The following is a 16,292-nucleotide window of genomic DNA, read 5'->3' as shown; positions in this document are numbered from 1 at the left end:
CTTTAGATGCGTCTCGATAAACAACCTTCCAATCGTTGGGTGCAAAGCTTGAATCGTCGTCAGCGAAAAAAGCTTTATTTGGCTGAGTTTCAAGAATGGCTGGCCGTGGTCAAAGTCGGTTTTGCTTCGCCACTGTCTGAGGCTGATTTTGCGTTGTGGGCAGATGATTTGCACCAGTGGTTGGCTGAGCGTGAATTATCGATGACCGGAGGCGCAGATGCCTCGCCAGTGAGCGAAGCGGAATTGATGATTGTGAGCGATTTTGATTCGGTGACACCAGAGTTGCTGGCCGAGATTCGCGCGGCCTTGGTAGCGCAGCCACAAGTGGCCAAGTGCGATGCTGAGTTGGATGATGCTTGGTATGGTTGGGGTTGATTTTGCCTGTTTGAGTCTTTAATTTGAGTGTCTTTCATTGACTCTTGATTTGTGTTTGTGGGTATATCTAGCTAGCAATTTAAAATAGATGCTTAGCTTGATATACCCATGAATTGCTCTTAATTTACATCCTGCCGAAGTAGCCGCCCCACGGTTTGAGTACGATTTGTTTTTTATCGACTGCGCCGCCCATCAAGCCATGCCCATCCATTGCGGTAACTTTGTCCCAGCCTTTGGGTAGTGCGATCGTTTGGGTTTGATCGCCTAAATTGAAGGCCACCAAAACGTGATCTTTGCCATTGCTGCGCTCAAATAACAAAATCGGCTCAGGCGTGGCTAAGAATTGAATCTCACCCGTGACTAAAACCGCGTTTCTGCGTCGCCATGCCAAAAAACGGCGACTAAAATTGAGTACTGATTCGCGTGGTTTCTCTTGCGTATCGACGGCGGCCAGTGCGTGCTCGGCGGGAATGGGAAGCCAAGGCTGGCCGGCCGTAAATCCAGCATGCGCTTCTCCGGCTTGCCATGGCATCGGCGTGCGGCAACCGTCGCGGCCTTTGAATTCGGGCCAGAAGGTGATTCCGTACGGGTCTTGCAGTAATTCAAATGGAATGTCGGCTTCGGTGAGGCCGAGTTCATCGCCTTGATACAGGCACACCGAGCCACGTAAGCTGGCTTGTAACGCCATCATCAATTTAGAAAACTGCGCGCCACCTTGCCCTTTTCCCCAGCGTGTCGTGACGCGCGGTACATCGTGATTGCCGATTGACCAGCAAGTCCAGCCCGGTTTTTCTAATGCCGCGAATTTACTTTCCATTGTTTCAACGATCTTGCGAATGTGCGACGCGCTGAAGGTTTCGGTGAGTAAGTCAAAGCTATAGGCTTGATGGAATTTATCACCGCCTTCAGTGTATTCGGCAATGCGGCTCGGCGAATCGTCGTCGCCAATTTCGCCGATGCTGGCTGCTTTGTATTTATTAAGTAATTTGCGAAGTTTTTGCAGGAATTTGATGTTTTCTGGCTGCGATTTGTCATACACATGCTGCTGCATGCCATAAGGATTGCTAGCGGCGACACTGGTGGTATCGGCGACAATGGCTGCGGGATTGCTGCGCAACTGCTGGTCGTGAAAATGGAAAATACAGGCGTCAAAACGGAAACCATCAACGCCGCGCTCAAGCCAAAATTCAATCTCACCCAAAATCGCTTTTTGCACTGCTTTGCAATGAAAATTGAGGTCGGGCTGGCTGGTCAAAAAATTGTGCATATAGTACTGGCAACGGCGACTATCCCATTGCCATGCGCTACCGCCAAACACCGAGAGCCAATTATTGGGTGGCGTGCCATCCGGTTGCGGGTCAGCCCAGACGTACCAGTCTGATTTCGGATTGTCCCTTGAGCTACGGCTCTCTTTAAACCATGCGTGTTGATCCGAGGTGTGCGATAGCACTTGGTCGATAATGATTTTGAGTTTGGCTTTGTGCGCGACTTTGAGTAGCTCATCAAAATCGTCTAGCGTGCCAAACAGGGGATCGACTTCGCGATAATCGCTGACGTCATAGCCAAAGTCCGCCATTGGTGATTTGAAGAAGGGCGAAATCCACAAGGCATCCACATTGAGCGATTGTAAGTAAGGCATCTGCTGGATAATGCCGCGCAAATCACCGACGCCATCGCCATTGCTATCCTTGAAGCTGCGCGGGTAGATTTGATAGATCACCGCGCCACGCCACCAGTCTGGATTTTTTTTAGCCATTATGTCGCTTTCCTTGCGAAAAAGTGTGTGGTTTTGCAGAGAAGATGTAATTTTATTACAGCAAAGCTTGCGCGTCTTCTAGGGCAAAGCATAAGATTCTTGTGCTGTACTGCATCCAGACTTTCCCTAGTGTATGGCGATTCGCATCAACCATTGCAGCAGAAAATAAACCGCAAAACGAGGTAAGAATGATTTCGATTGATTCCGCACAAGTCGCCGCCGTTTGTTTAGGCCAACATTCTGACCCGTTTTCATTTCTTGGTATGCACACAATAGACGGTGTGTTGCAAGTTCGCACTTGGTTGCCTGATGCCATTCAGTGTAGTTTGATTGAAGTAAAAACCGGCAAAAAACTGGCTGATTTTGAAAAAATTGACGAGCGTGGCTTTTTTACCGTGGTGGTGCCACGCCGTAAAAATCATTTTCACTATCGTTTACGCGTTGAATGGCACGGCGTCACAGTGGAAATCGAAGACGCTTACCGTTTTCCGCCGGTATTGGGCGAAATGGACTTATGGCTACTGGCCGAAGGCAATCAACTTCGCCCCTATGAGCGCCTAGGTACGCATTTTCGGACGATGGACGGCGTGGACGGCGTGGCGTTTGCGGTGTGGGCACCGAATGCGCAGCGTGTTTCGGTCGTTGGCGATTTTAATTACTGGGATGGCCGCCGCCACGTGATGCGTTTGCGCCGTGAATGCGGCGTTTGGGAAATTTTCTTGCCGAATGTCGTCGAAGGGCAGGGTTATAAGTACGAAATTATCGACCAGCATGGTGGCTTACAAATCAAAGCCGATCCATATGGATTTTCGGCGGAATTGCGCCCAGCAACAGCTTCACGCGTTGCTCGTCTTCCGGCTTGGGTTGAAGGCACGCAAACTCGCAAAGCCGCCAATGCACTAAATTCGCCGGTGTCGATTTACGAAGTTCATTTAGCCTCATGGCGTCGTCGCCCTGAGGAAGGTAACCGCTGGTTGTCTTACCGCGAGTTAGCTGATGAACTCGTTCAATACTGCGTTGAAATGGGTTTTACGCATATTGAATTATTGCCCATCAACGAGCATCCATTTGATGGTTCGTGGGGGTATCAGCCGCTAGGTCTTTATGCACCTACTTCGCGCTTTGGTACACCTGATGATTTCCGTTTCTTTGTTGAGGCAGCTCATGCGAACGGTTTAGGCGTTATTCTCGATTGGGTGCCGGGGCATTTTCCGAGCGACAAACACGGTTTGGCCGAATTTGATGGCTCACATTTGTATGAACACAGCGATCCGCGCGAAGGCTTCCATCAGGATTGGAACACGCTGATTTATAATTTTGGTCGCAATGAAGTTCGCAATTATTTGATCGGGAACGCGCTGTATTGGCTGGAACGCTACGGCATTGATGGCTTGCGTGTCGATGCCGTCGCTTCAATGTTGTACCGCGATTATTCGCGTAAAGATGGCGAGTGGATTCCGAATCAGTTTGGTGGTCGTGAAAACCTCGAAGCCATCGATTTTATGCGCCGGATGAATGAAGTGGTCGGCGTTGAGCGCCCCGAAGCGATCACGCTGGCTGAAGAATCAACGGCTTTTCCATCAGTGTCGCGCCCACCGGCGATGGGCGGTTTGGGTTTCCATTACAAATGGAATATGGGTTGGATGAACGACACGCTGTCGTACATGAAAGAAGACCCGATCAATCGCAAATATCATCACAATAAAATGACTTTCGGTTTGGTCTACGCCTTTACCGAGAATTTTGTGTTGCCGCTGTCGCACGATGAAGTGGTGCATGGTAAGGGCTCGCTACTCGACAAAATGCCGGGTGATGCATGGCAAAAGTTTGCTAATTTGCGCGCGTATTACGCGTTCATGTGGGCGCATCCGGGTAAGAAATTACTGTTTATGGGTTGCGAATTTGCGCAGGGCGCAGAGTGGAATCACGACACCAGTCTCGATTGGCACTTATTGCAAGGTGATAATCCTTGGCATCGCGGCGTGCAGCATTTGGTAAAAGATTTGAATACGGCGTATCGCGCCAATCCGGCTTTATATCAAATCGATTTTGATCATCGTGGTTTTGAGTGGATTAGCCATGACGATGGCGAAAATTCGATTTTTAGCTTTGTTCGTAAAGGGGAGGCTGAGGACGAATTTGTGATTGTGGTGAGCAATTTCACTCCCGTGCCGCGCCACGGTTATCGTTTGGGCGTGCCAAAAGCGGGCATGTACCAAGAAATTCTCAATAGTGATTCTGAATATTACGGCGGTAGCAATACCGGCAATATCGGTTTGCCGAGTGAGAGTATTGCCGCGAATGGTAGGTTGGATTCGGTTTGCATGACTATACCGCCATTGGCAACGGTTTATTTGCGTTGGAGTAAAGCCTAATGCTAGAACGCGGCACGCCTTATCCGTTGGGTGCGACATTTGATGGCGATGGCGTCAATTTCGCTTTGTTTAGCGAAAATGCCACTGCGGTTGAGTTGTGCTTGTTTGATGATGCAGGCTTGATCGAAACGTCGCGTTTGCCGATGCTCGAGTTCAGCCACGGGATTTGGCACGGTTATTTACCTGATGCCAAGCCGGGCTTGGTGTATGGTTATCGCGTTTCTGGACTGTATAGCCCGCATGCTGGACAGCGCTTTAATCCGAAAAAAGTATTGCTAGACCCCTATGCCAAGGCCGTGGTCGGGCAATTTGTGGATAGCCCTCTCTATCAAGGGTATCGCTCTGATAATCATGATTTATCTTGCCCAGAAGACAATACATCCGTTGCACTAAAGGGTAAGGTTGTCTCAGAACCCTATGATTGGGCTGATGATGAAGCGCCCAAAGTCCCTTGGTCTAAAACAATTATCTATGAGGCGCATGTTCGTGGATTGACCGCACTTCATCCCGAAATTCCTGTCGAGATTCGTGGCACGTATGCTGGCCTCGTGCATCCGGTGATGTTGGCGCATTACAAAAAGTTGGGTATCACAGCGATTGAATTATTGCCGGTGCACTTTCATCTGGATGAACCGCGTTTATTGCAGCTGGGCTTGCAAAACTATTGGGGCTATAACAGCATCAATTTTTTTGCGCCGGAAGCCAGTTATTGGTCACAACGTGCGGGTACAACGCCGTTGTCTGAGTTCCGCGACATGGTCAAAGCCTTGCACGGGGCTGGGCTAGAGGTCATTCTGGATGTGGTGTTTAACCATACCGCCGAGCAAGATCAAATTGGTCCGACGCTGTCATTTCGTGGCATTGATAATGCCAGCTATTACGTGCTCAATCCGGGTCAGCCAGCGTTGTATGAGAATTGGACGGGTTGCGGCAATGTACTGAATGTTTCGCACCCGCGCGTGCTGCAAATGGTGATGGATAGTTTGCGCTACTGGGTGAACGAGTGCCACGTGGATGGTTTCCGCTTTGATTTGGCACCGATAGCGGGGCGATTGGATGGTCGATTTACGCCGCAAGCACCATTTTTCGCCGCGATTGCGCAGGACCCACAATTATCACAAGTCAAAATGATCGCCGAGCCGTGGGATATTGGCTCGGGTGGCTACCAAGTGGGACATTTCCCCTTAGGCTGGGCGGAATGGAATGATCAATATCGCGATGTGATGCGCAAATTCTGGCTGCACGATGGCGTGAACCGCGCTTTGTTTGCGCGGCGCTTTGCTGCATCGAGTGATATTTTCCATAAGCAACGCCGCGCGCCAAAATCATCGATTAACTTCATCACTGCACACGACGGCTTTAATCTACGCGATTTAGTGTCGTACAACCGCAAGCATAATCTAGCGAATAAAGAACATAATCGTGATGGGCACGGCCATAACCTCAGCTGGAATTGCGGCATTGAAGGGCCGAGTCACGATGAGGGCGTCTTGCTCTTGCGGTTGCGTGCCACCAAAGCACTCTTGGCGACATTATTACTGAGCCAAGGCACGCCGATGTTGTTAGCAGGCGATGAGTTGGGGCACACCCAGCAAGGCAATAACAATGCCTATTGCCAGAATAATGAAATCACTTGGCTCAATTGGTCGCAAGCAAACCAAGAGTTGATTGACTATGTCGCAGCGCTCACCCAAATTCGCCGCGAATGCAGCGTATTACAAAACAGTCGCTGGTGGACGGGTGTGCCAGATGAAGATGAAATTTTAGATGTGGAATGGCTCAATCCTTCTGGCGCGCCTTTGCATTCGTACGACTGGGAAGATGCCGGTGGTCGGGCATTGATGGTGTGTTTAGCAAAAAATCTACTGATCCTGATGAATGCCTCAGCACATCAAGTTCACTTTCATTTGCCAGAAGGTGCATGGCTGATGCGTTTGGCGAGCACTGGTGATGGCCAATCCGATTTTAGTGGTAAAGACTGCCGCGTTGCGGCGCGTAGTGTGACGATATTACAAAGAGATTTAAATCAAAATCAGGGGTAAGTGGTAATGAGTGTTTCAACGGTAACAACAACTGCGTTCGCTGGGCAACGTCCGGGCACGTCGGGTTTACGTAAAAAAGTCACGGTATTCCAACAGCCGCATTATTTAGAAAATTTTGTACAAGCGATTTTTGATGTTGTGCCTGAGCTCAAAGGCGGCACGCTGGTGTTGGGCGGCGATGGTCGTTACCACAATCGCGCTGCTGTGCAGACGATTTTGCAAATGGCCGCGGCTAATGGCGTAGTGCGCGTACTGGTCGGGCAGGGCGGTTTGCTCTCGACGCCAGCGGTGAGTTGCGTCATCCGCAAGCATGGCGCAGTCGGTGGGATTGTGTTGTCGGCTTCGCATAATCCTGGCGGGCCGGATGGTGATTTCGGTATTAAATACAATGTGACCAATGGTGGCCCTGCGCCAGAAAAAATCACCGAAGCGATTTACGAGCGTACGACAACGATTACCGAGTATAAGACGTATCAAGCTGAAGCCATTGATATTGAATCACTGGGTGAATATACCCTTGGCGGCATGCAAGTGATTGTAATTGATCCGGTAAGTGATTACGCCGAATTGATGGAAAGTCTGTTTGATTTCGACAAAATTCGCGCTTGGTTTGCGAGCGGCAAACGAATGCGCTTTGATTCAATGTGTGCGGCGTCTGGCCCGTACGCAACGCGGATTATCGAAGGCTTGCTCGGCGCGCCCAAAGGCACCGTTGTAAATGGCATTCCACTGGAAGATTTCGGTGGCCTGCATCCAGATCCAAACCCCGTTTACGCTGATGATTTGGTTGCGCATTTGATGGCGACCGACGCACCTGATTTTGGCGCAGCCAGCGATGGTGATGCCGACCGAAATATGGTGCTGGGACGCAATTTCTTGGTCACGCCATCCGATAGTTTGGCGGTGATGGCGGCTAATGCTCAACTTATCAAAGGCTATGCGGGTGGTATCGCGGGTGTAGCGCGCTCAATGCCGACTTCATGCGCCGTTGATGCGGTCGCTAAAAAATTAGGATTGCCGTGTTTTGAGACGCCAACTGGTTGGAAATTCTTTGGCAACTTGCTCGATGCAGGCAAAGTGACTTTGTGCGGTGAAGAAAGCTACGGTACGGGCTCAGGCCACGTGCGAGAAAAAGACGGTGTTTGGGCCGTGCTGTTTTGGCTGAATTTGCTGGCGGTAACAGGCAAATCGGTTGAAGAAATCGTGACGGCACATTGGCAAGAATACGGTCGCCATTTTTATTCCCGCCATGATTACGAAGCGGTGGATACCGATGCTGCGAATGGCTTGATGACGCATTTGCGTAGCCAGTTAGCGAGCTTAAAAGAACAAAAACTGGGCGCGTTTACCGTGGCGCTGGCCGATGACTTTGCCTATGACGATCCGATTGATGGTTCGCGCAGCGAGAAGCAAGGTATTCGTGTCGTGATGACTGATGGTAGCCGAGTGGTGTTCCGCCTTTCTGGCACCGGCACAGAGGGCGCAACGCTGCGCGTCTATTTAGAAAAATACGCTGCAGATGCCGCGCAGCATGGCGTTGCAACGCAAACGGCTTTGGCTGAGTTGATCGTGATTGCTGATCAATTGGCAGAAATTAAAACGCGTACCGGTCGCGATGCCGCGACTGTCGTGACCTAATCGGAGAAGAAGATGGAAACCCAACTGATTGATAAAGCCACATTAGCCCGTCAATTACCTAGCCGTGCTGTGGCCTTGGTTTTAGCTGGTGGTCGCGGTTCGCGTTTGAAGCAATTGACCGATCATCGTGCTAAGCCTGGCGTGTATTTTGGCGGCAAGTTCCGGATTATCGATTTTGCTTTGTCTAATTGCATTAATTCAGGCGTGCGCCGAATCGGCGTGATTACGCAGTACAAATCGCATTCATTGATGCGCCATTTGCAACGCGGCTGGTCATTTTTGCGCAATGAAATGAATGAGTTTGTTGATGTGTTGCCTGCGCAGCAACGAGTGGCTGATGAACATTGGTATCGCGGTACTGCCGATGCAATTTATCAAAACTTAGATATTTTGCGTACTTACGAATCTGAATACGTCGTCATTTTGGCCGGTGATCATATTTATAAAATGGATTACTCGCGGATGCTGGTTGACCATGTTTTGCTTGGTGCTGATGTGACGGTGGCGTGTATCGAAGTGCCGCGCGCAGAAGCCAATGCATTTGGCGTGATGGCGGTGGATTCGACGCGCAAAATCATTGATTTTGTCGAAAAACCAGAAAATCCACCCGCGATGCCGGGCAATGAGAATGTCTCTCTCGCTTCGATGGGCATCTACATTTTCAATACCAAATATCTAGAACGCTTGCTTGAAGAAGATATTGTGCTCGAAGGCTCAACGCATGATTTCGGCAAAGATTTGATTCCAAAAGCAGTGGGTGAAGGCAAAGCGTTTGCCCATCCATTTAGCTTGTCTTGCGTGATGAGCGATCAAAAAGCTGAACCCTATTGGCGCGATGTGGGTACGGTCGATGCGTATTGGGCAGCTAATTTGGATTTAGCGTCAGTAACGCCTGATTTGGATGTGTACGACACCAATTGGCCGATCTGGACGCTGCAAGAACAATTGCCGCCCGCCAAGTTTGTGCAAGATTACAACGGCAGCCACGGGATGACGCTCAATTCGCTGGTGTCTGGCGGTTGTATTGTTTCTGGCTCTTTGGTGATTAATTCAGTGTTGTTCTCGCAAGTGCGGATTCATTCATTCTGCACGATTGATTCAACAGTCGTATTGCCGCAAGTGACGATTGGCCGCGGTTCACGCATTCGCCGTTGCATTATCGACCGTGGTTGTGTGATTCCAGAAAACACCATCGTCGGTGAAAACGCTGAAGAAGATGCACGTCGTTTCCATCGTAGTGAAACGGGCGTGGTGCTGATTACCAAAGACATGCTGGTCAAACTGTAAAGAACGAACGCTACACTTTGCGGCAAAATTGTCTCATCGTGAATTGCTCAAATTAATTTTTACAGGATGTTCACTATGCGTGTACTGCATGTTTGCGCGGAAATGTTTCCACTGTTGAAAACAGGTGGCTTGGCCGACGTTTCTGGTGCTTTGCCTTTGGCCTTAGCGCCCTTAGATTGCGATGTGCGAGTGTTATTGCCCGGCTTTCCTGCGATATTTGCAGGACTCACGATTGATGGTGAAGTGGCTCAGTTTGAATCGTTCGCCGGTACAGTGCGTTTATTGTTTGGTAAAACCGCGGATGGTGTGGGTGTGTATGTGATTGATGCGCCACATTTATATGATCGTGGCGGCAATCCGTACCAAGACGGTAATCACCATCCGTATGCTGATAATCATCTGCGATTTGCCATCCTTGGCTGGGTGGCGGCGCGGATTGCCGAAGGCTGCGATGGATTCTGGCGACCGAGCGTCGTCCATGCGCATGATTGGCACGCGGGTTTAGCACCAGCGTACTTGGCTGCTGTGGGTCACCCCGCTCGCAGTGTGTTCACGATTCATAATCTGGCCTATCAGGGTGTATTTTCGCCATCGGATTTTGCTGCGGTTGAATTGCCCGCGCACTTTTTTGATGTCAATGGCGTTGAATTTCACGGCCATTTGTCATTTATGAAGGCTGGGATTTATTTTGCTGATCGTGTGACGACGGTTTCGCCGACATATGCGGCTGAAATTACCGGTACCGAGCAAGGTTGCGGTTTGGATGGTTTATTGCGAGATCGCGGCGGCGCATTGTCAGGCGTGCTCAATGGAGTGGATGAAGCAATCTGGAATCCTGCTAGCGACGCTTTGATTGCAGCAAGTTATACGCCAGAAAAGCCAGCAGGCAAGGCTAAATGTAAAGCGGCTTTGCAAGCGGTGATGGGATTGGAAGTGTCGGCAGATAAACCGCTCTTTGCGGTAGTGAGTCGTTTGACCGAGCAAAAAGGTTTGCATCTCGTTCTGGCTGCTTTACATGAAATCACCGATCGAGGTGGTCAGTTTGTGTTACTAGGCAGTGGTGATGCTGCGATGGAAGCGGCATTTCGCGTGGCTGCAGCTGAAAATCCAAGCCAGATTGCGGTGAAAATCGGTTACGACGAGTCGTTCTCGCATCAAATTATGGCTGGCAGCGATGTCATTATGGTGCCAAGCCGTTTTGAGCCTTGTGGTCTCACACAGCTTTATGGTTTGAAATATGGTGCTTTGCCACTGGTACGCCGCGTTGGTGGGCTCGCTGATACGGTGGTTGATTGCTCATTGGAAAACTTACAGGACGGTATTGCCACTGGCGCAGTATTTGATGTGTTCTCCAGTGAAGAACTCACCCGGGGTATTCGCCGGATGTTTGCGCTGTGGGCGCGCCCTAAAGAATGGAAAGCTGTACGCCAGCAAGCGATGAATTCAGATTTTGGCTGGCATACCGCAGCTGCAGAATATTGTGCTTTATATCGTGCGCTAGGTGCATAACGCAGCCTTTGGCCACATCCCGTTTAACTAGGAGTAATCCATTTATGAGTTTGCCATTTCAATATGATTCAGCGAATCAGCACGATGCTGAGTCGATGAAAAAAGCCATCGCCAATAAATTAATGTACTCGATTGGTAAAGACCCGCGCGCCGCACAACCGAAAGATTGGATGGATGCCACATTTCTCGCTGTGCGTGACCAAATGGTCGAACGCTGGATGGAAACAACTCGCGCACAATACTCGCAAGATGTGAAGCGAGTTTATTATCTCTCGATGGAGTTCCTGATTGGCCGCGCGTTATCTAATGCGCTGCTGGCTTTGAATATGGAAGACGTCGTCCGAACTGCGCTCGATGATATGGGCGTTGATTACGACGAACTCGTTGGCATGGAACCGGATGCGGCCTTGGGTAATGGCGGTTTAGGTCGATTGGCGGCGTGCTTTTTAGATTCAATGGCGACCCTAGGTATTCCGGGAATGGGCTACGGGATTCGTTATCAGTTCGGTATGTTTAAGCAACGCATCATCGAGGGCCGTCAGGTTGAAGTGCCTGATACGTGGTTGGGTTCTGTCAATATCGTCGACTTCCCGCGCGATGAAGTGTGTTACCGCGTGCGTTTTGGTGGCCGACTGGAATTAGAAGGCAAAAAAGTACGCTGGTTAGATAGCCAAAACGACGTACTGGCCGTTGCGCACGATATTGTGATTCCAGGGTATGCGACCAAATCAACCAATACACTGCGTTTATGGACTGCGCGTTCAACGCGTGAAATCAATCTGAAAAAATTCAATCAAGGCGATTATTTCTCGGCGGTGGAAGAGAAAAATCTGTCTGAAAACGTATCGCGTGTGTTGTATCCAGATGATTCAACGTACGTAGGTAAAGAGCTACGCTTGCGCCAAGAATATTTCTTTGTCGCGGCTAGTTTGCAGGACATCATCCATCGCTATTTAAGCACGCACGACAATTTAGATCGCCTGGAAGACAAGGTCGCGATACATTTAAACGACACGCATCCGGTGCTGGCGATTCCTGAATTGATGCGCATTTTGCTCGATGATTACAATTACGAGTGGGATGAAGCATGGGCGATGACGGGCAAGGTCTTTAGTTATACCAACCATACTTTGATGAGCGAAGCGCTCGAAACATGGCCGGTCGATATGTTGGGCCGTTTGTTGCCGCGCCATTTGAAAATCATTTTTGATATCAATGAAGCCTTCTTAAAAGAAGTTGCCTTGGCGGTTCCCAATGATGCTGATTTCTTGCGCCGCGTTTCTTTGATTGAAGAACACGGTGATCGAAAAGTGCGGATGGCGTACTTGGCCGTGGTCGGTAGTCATAAAATCAACGGCGTTTCAGCGCTACACTCTGATTTGATGGTTGAGTCGATTTTTGCTGACTTTGCACGTCTGTATCCAGAGCGTTTTACTAATGTCACTAATGGCGTAACACCGCGCCGCTGGTTGGCGTTGGCCAACCCATCTTTATCAAAATTGATTGACGGTGCAATTGGTCAAACTTGGCGCGCAAATTTGAATGAACTGGCAGAGCTCAAGGCTTCAGCTGATTTCCCGCAATTTGTTGAAGCGTTCCGTGAGGCTAAACTGGCAAATAAAAAGCGTTTGGCGACCTATGTTGCGCACACCTTAGGTGGTGTGATTAATCCAAATGCTTTGTTTGATGTGCAGGTGAAGCGGATACACGAATACAAACGGCAACTGTTGAATGTGTTGCATGTGATTACCCGTTACAACCAAATTTTGGCCAATCCAGATAAGAACTGGCAGCCACGCGTGGTGATTTTTGCCGGTAAAGCAGCGTCGGCGTATCACATGGCGAAGTTGGTGATTCAACTCATTAACGATGTCGGCATCAAAATCAATAATGATCATCGTATTGGCGACAAGCTCAAAGTCGTGTTTTTGCCCAACTACAGCGTGAGTTTGGCGGAAATCATTATTCCTGCTGCTGATTTGTCGGAGCAAATTTCGACTGCGGGTACGGAGGCTTCCGGCACGGGCAATATGAAATTTGCGCTCAATGGCGCTTTAACGATTGGTACGCTCGATGGTGCCAACGTAGAAATGCAAGATGCTGTTGGCGCTGACAATATGTTTATCTTCGGTAACACCACCGAAGAAGTCGGCGAATTACGCGCCAATGGCTACAACCCACGCGCACTGTACGAAGGCAACAAAGATCTGCGCGATACACTTAATATGCTGGCTTCTGGCTTCTTTAGCCCAACCGAGCCAGAGCGTTACCGCGTGATTTTTGATGTATTGGTCAACTGGGGTGATCATTATCAGCTACTTGCTGACTTTGAATCTTATGTGGAAACACAAGCCAAAGTAGACGCTTTGTACGCCAAGCCAGAAGAATGGGCGAAACGCGCTATTTATAATGTGGCTGGCATGGGGCATTTCTCATCAGACCGCACGATTAAAGAATACGCGGATCGGATTTGGTATACCGAACCAGTCAAACTTTGATGGTGTGAGGAGTCAAGGCTGAGGCGTTCGGTGTAGACTCACTCAATATCTGTTTTGACGGCGACTACAGGTCGCCGTTTTTTATTTGAGAATTGGAAATCATCATGGATCGTCATTTAATTGAAGAGAAAATTACCAGTCAGCCCTTATTTAAAGGCAAATTACTGAATGCATTTTGCGATACGGTGCGTTTGCCAGATGGCTCGGAGGCCACCCGCGAATACATCAAGCATCCCGGTGCGGTGATGATTATTCCGCAATTGCCCGATGGTCGTTTGTTACTCGAGCGTCAATTTCGCTATCCGCTAGACCGTGTATTCATTGAGTTCCCGGCTGGCAAGCTTGAAATTGGAGAAGATCCTTTATTGTGCGCACAGCGTGAATTACTTGAAGAAACGGGCTACAGCGCCGCATCGTGGGAATATTTGGGCGTACTTCATCCGATTATTTCTTATACAGATGAAGAAATTAAAATTTATCTCGCCAAGGATTTAACTGCCGGTGAAAAGCAATTGGATGAAGGTGAGTTTTTAGAAAGTATTACGATGAGCATGGCTGAGTTAGTCGCTGGCGTTTTAGATGGCTCGATTACCGACGCCAAAACGGTGAGCGGAATTTTTTGGGCGCAGCAGAAAGGATTGGTTTGATAGGTATTGCCATCTAGACCATATTAAATAGAGGCTAGATGGTAATACATCGATATTATTAGCCATGTTCAGTTTAGGTGTTGATATTGTTTCTTGATCGTCGAGCTGAGTATTTTAAAACCCCTCATATCAAGCCGACGAAGTCGGCGCAGATATATGGGTCGCCTTCTTTTGCTTACTTTTCTTGGCGAAGCAAGAAAAGTAAGTCCCCGTCGCGGATTGCGACTGTAAAACACCGTGCCGCAGGCACTTAAAACCATCAACACGTAATCTGAACATGGCCATATTATTCGTCTTCACTTTCGCACAGTAGCCCTGCTTGAACAATATGGCGATTCAAATGCGGGGCGAATAGCTCAATAAAGTCATAGCCATAGCCACGTAAATAAGCGTCTTTGCGGATACCAATTCGGGTGGTCGATGACTCAAACAAATGGCTGGCATCAATGGCGGTCAGTAGGGTATCACGCTCTGGCTCAAAGGCCATGCTGGCTAAAATGCCAATACCCAGTCCTAAGCCGACATAGGTCTTGATGACGTCCGAGTCGATGGCGGTGAGGACAACATTGGGGTTGAGATTTTTGCTTTCAAACGCGCGGTTGATTTTGGAGCGTCCGGCAAAGGCAAAATCATACGTAATCAAGGGCCACGCCGCGATGTCTTCCAAGCTAATTTCACGCTGCAATTCGGTCAAAGGATGACCTTTAGGCACCACTACGCTGCGATTCCATGTGTAGCAGTCGAGCATGGCTAGTTCTGGATAGTGATCAATCCCTTCAGTCGCAATCGCAATGTCGGCGCTCCCGTCGACTACCATTTCAGAAATCTGCGTTGGGCTACCTTGTTTGATCGATAAGCGTACTTTCGGGTAGCGCTGTAAAAAAGTTTGGATGGTTTTAGGCAGTGCGTAGCGCGCTTGAGTATGCGTGGTGGCAATTGTTAGGCTGCCGCCTTCGACATTGATGAACTCTTCGCCGATGCGTTTTAGATTTTGCGATTGCATTAAAATGCGCTCGGCAATTCGCAGTATTTCACGTCCAGGGGCGGTAATGTCTACGACGCGTTTGCCGTTGCGAATAAAGATTTGCACGCCTAATTCGTCTTCAAGTAAGCGAATTTGTTTGGAAATTCCCGGTTGTGAGGTGTGAAGTTTTTCGGCCGCCTCAGAAACATTTAAACCTTGCTTGGCGACTTCAACCAAATAGCGGAGCTGTTGGAGTTTCATGTTACAGCCTTAGAGAATTTTAAGTTCTAAAATCCTAACATATTTGTCTAAGCCGTTATAAGTAAAATTGTTATGATGCAAGGCTGAATAAAAATCCGCCGATCAATGGCAAATTAGGACTAGTTATGGATTTAGGCATCATTGAAGTTGGCATGATTGGTTTTGTTGTTGCGGGCTTGGTGGTCGGCTTTATTGTTGGGATGACAGGTGTTGGTGGCGGTTCTTTGATGACCCCTATTTTATTGTGGTTTGGTATTCCTCCTGCTGCGGCCGTGGGTACTGATTTGCTTTATGCCGCCATCACGAAAGCCGGTGGTGTGTATGTGCACCAGAAAAATAAAAACATCGACTGGACCATTACCGGTTGGTTGGCATTGGGTAGTGTTCCTGCTGCGGCGTTGACCTTGCTGGTGCTGCACAATCTGCATACCGATACCCAAGTGATGAACGCAGTCATCAAGCATGCGCTTGGCTGGGCTTTGCTTTTTACAGCTGTTGCGATTGTGTTTAAACAGCAAATTATCGGTTTTGCCCAAAAGCATGCTGGTGAAAAATTTAAAATGACGGGCTCTCGTTTAAATACGCTCACAGTCATCACAGGGATTTTATTGGGCGCGATTGTGACGTTAACGTCAATTGGTGCTGGCGCATTAGGTACGGTTGCTTTGTTTTTACTCTATCCATTGATGGCCACCAAGCGCTTGGTGGGGACTGAAATCGCTCATGCAGTGCCACTCACGCTGGTTGCTGGCTTGGGTCATGCGAGTATGGGCAATATGGATTGGAGCTTGCTCGGATATTTATTGTTGGGTTCGTTGCCAGGTATCTACTTGGGGAGTCATTTGACTGGCCGTATTTCAGATAATGTATTGCGTCCTTGCTTAGCAACGATGCTGGTGTTTATTGGTTATAAATTAGCATTCTAATTGGGGATTTAATA

At 49.0% G+C, this 16,292-nt stretch carries 11 protein-coding genes; 9 read left to right on the top strand and 2 right to left on the bottom strand.

Annotated features, from left to right (window positions below):
* Positions 1 to 6: 6 nt before the first annotated feature.
* Positions 7 to 375 (top strand): 50S ribosome-binding protein YggL, encoded by a 369-nt coding sequence (locus K4H28_RS10215; RefSeq protein WP_221005104.1) that lies wholly within the window; start codon positions 7 to 9, stop codon positions 373 to 375.
* Between the two features lie 124 nt (positions 376 to 499).
* Here K4H28_RS10215 and K4H28_RS10210 read toward each other — a convergent pair whose 3' ends face one another.
* Positions 500 to 2,131, bottom strand: coding sequence for an alpha-glucosidase (locus K4H28_RS10210; protein ID WP_221005103.1), 1,632 nt, complete (start codon positions 2,129 to 2,131; stop codon positions 500 to 502).
* A gap of 188 nt (positions 2,132 to 2,319) precedes the next feature.
* On the opposite strand from K4H28_RS10210, the gene glgB reads away from it, so the two are divergent.
* The 7 genes from glgB (at position 2,320) to K4H28_RS10175 (ending at position 14,127) form a co-directional block, all read left to right on the top strand.
* The gene (gene glgB / locus K4H28_RS10205) at positions 2,320 to 4,506 is read left to right on the top strand and encodes a 1,4-alpha-glucan branching protein GlgB (protein ID WP_221005102.1); all 2,187 of its coding nucleotides are present in this window, start codon (positions 2,320 to 2,322) and stop codon (positions 4,504 to 4,506) included.
* A complete protein-coding gene (gene glgX, locus K4H28_RS10200) occupies positions 4,506 to 6,548 on the top strand; it encodes a glycogen debranching protein GlgX (protein WP_221005101.1) in 2,043 nt (680 codons plus the stop codon). The genes glgB and glgX overlap by 1 nt, the downstream gene beginning before the upstream one ends.
* Before the next feature lie 6 nt (positions 6,549 to 6,554).
* Positions 6,555 to 8,186, top strand: coding sequence for an alpha-D-glucose phosphate-specific phosphoglucomutase (locus K4H28_RS10195; protein WP_221005100.1), 1,632 nt, complete (start codon positions 6,555 to 6,557; stop codon positions 8,184 to 8,186).
* A 12-nt stretch (positions 8,187 to 8,198) separates the two neighbouring features.
* Positions 8,199 to 9,473, top strand: coding sequence for a glucose-1-phosphate adenylyltransferase (gene glgC / locus K4H28_RS10190; RefSeq protein ID WP_221005099.1), 1,275 nt, complete (start codon positions 8,199 to 8,201; stop codon positions 9,471 to 9,473).
* Between the two features lie 75 nt (positions 9,474 to 9,548).
* Entirely contained in the window at positions 9,549 to 10,982 is a 1,434-nt protein-coding gene (gene glgA / locus K4H28_RS10185; RefSeq protein ID WP_221005098.1) for a glycogen synthase GlgA, read from the top strand.
* A gap of 44 nt (positions 10,983 to 11,026) precedes the next feature.
* Positions 11,027 to 13,480, top strand: a complete 2,454-nt coding sequence (locus K4H28_RS10180; RefSeq protein WP_221005097.1) for a glycogen/starch/alpha-glucan phosphorylase — start codon at positions 11,027 to 11,029, stop codon at positions 13,478 to 13,480.
* Positions 13,481 to 13,584: 104 nt separating this feature from the next.
* Positions 13,585 to 14,127, top strand: coding sequence for an NUDIX domain-containing protein (locus tag K4H28_RS10175; protein ID WP_255573498.1), 543 nt, complete (start codon positions 13,585 to 13,587; stop codon positions 14,125 to 14,127).
* 286 nt (positions 14,128 to 14,413) lie between these two features.
* Here K4H28_RS10175 and cysB read toward each other — a convergent pair whose 3' ends face one another.
* Positions 14,414 to 15,352, bottom strand: coding sequence for an HTH-type transcriptional regulator CysB (gene cysB, locus K4H28_RS10170; protein WP_221005096.1), 939 nt, complete (start codon positions 15,350 to 15,352; stop codon positions 14,414 to 14,416).
* 125 nt (positions 15,353 to 15,477) lie between these two features.
* Between cysB and K4H28_RS10165 the strand changes: the two genes are divergently transcribed.
* The gene (locus K4H28_RS10165) at positions 15,478 to 16,278 is read left to right on the top strand and encodes a sulfite exporter TauE/SafE family protein (RefSeq protein WP_255573497.1); all 801 of its coding nucleotides are present in this window, start codon (positions 15,478 to 15,480) and stop codon (positions 16,276 to 16,278) included.
* Positions 16,279 to 16,292: the final 14 nt, after the last annotated feature.

This window comes from Deefgea tanakiae (assembly GCF_019665765.1).
Classification (GTDB): Bacteria; Pseudomonadota; Gammaproteobacteria; order Burkholderiales; family Chitinibacteraceae; genus Deefgea; species Deefgea tanakiae.
The sequence above is the reverse complement of the archived record's forward strand: the minus strand, read 5'-3'. Positions and strand labels throughout refer to the sequence as shown.

Excerpts from the sequence above, each read along its gene's own strand:
- K4H28_RS10195 (WP_221005100.1), top strand. The coding sequence starts at position 6,555 with ATGAGTGTTTCAACGGTAACAACAACTGCGTTCGCTGGGCAACGTCCG.
- K4H28_RS10165 (WP_255573497.1), top strand. The coding sequence starts at position 15,478 with ATGGATTTAGGCATCATTGAAGTTGGCATGATTGGTTTTGTTGTTGCG.
- glgX (WP_221005101.1), top strand. The coding sequence starts at position 4,506 with ATGCTAGAACGCGGCACGCCTTATCCGTTGGGTGCGACATTTGATGGC.
- glgB (WP_221005102.1), top strand. The coding sequence starts at position 2,320 with ATGATTTCGATTGATTCCGCACAAGTCGCCGCCGTTTGTTTAGGCCAA.
- K4H28_RS10215 (WP_221005104.1), top strand. The coding sequence starts at position 7 with ATGCGTCTCGATAAACAACCTTCCAATCGTTGGGTGCAAAGCTTGAAT.
- K4H28_RS10210 (WP_221005103.1), bottom strand. The coding sequence starts at position 2,131 with ATGGCTAAAAAAAATCCAGACTGGTGGCGTGGCGCGGTGATCTATCAA.
- K4H28_RS10175 (WP_255573498.1), top strand. The coding sequence starts at position 13,585 with ATGGATCGTCATTTAATTGAAGAGAAAATTACCAGTCAGCCCTTATTT.
- glgC (WP_221005099.1), top strand. The coding sequence starts at position 8,199 with ATGGAAACCCAACTGATTGATAAAGCCACATTAGCCCGTCAATTACCT.
- cysB (WP_221005096.1), bottom strand. The coding sequence starts at position 15,352 with ATGAAACTCCAACAGCTCCGCTATTTGGTTGAAGTCGCCAAGCAAGGT.
- K4H28_RS10180 (WP_221005097.1), top strand. The coding sequence starts at position 11,027 with ATGAGTTTGCCATTTCAATATGATTCAGCGAATCAGCACGATGCTGAG.
- glgA (WP_221005098.1), top strand. The coding sequence starts at position 9,549 with ATGCGTGTACTGCATGTTTGCGCGGAAATGTTTCCACTGTTGAAAACA.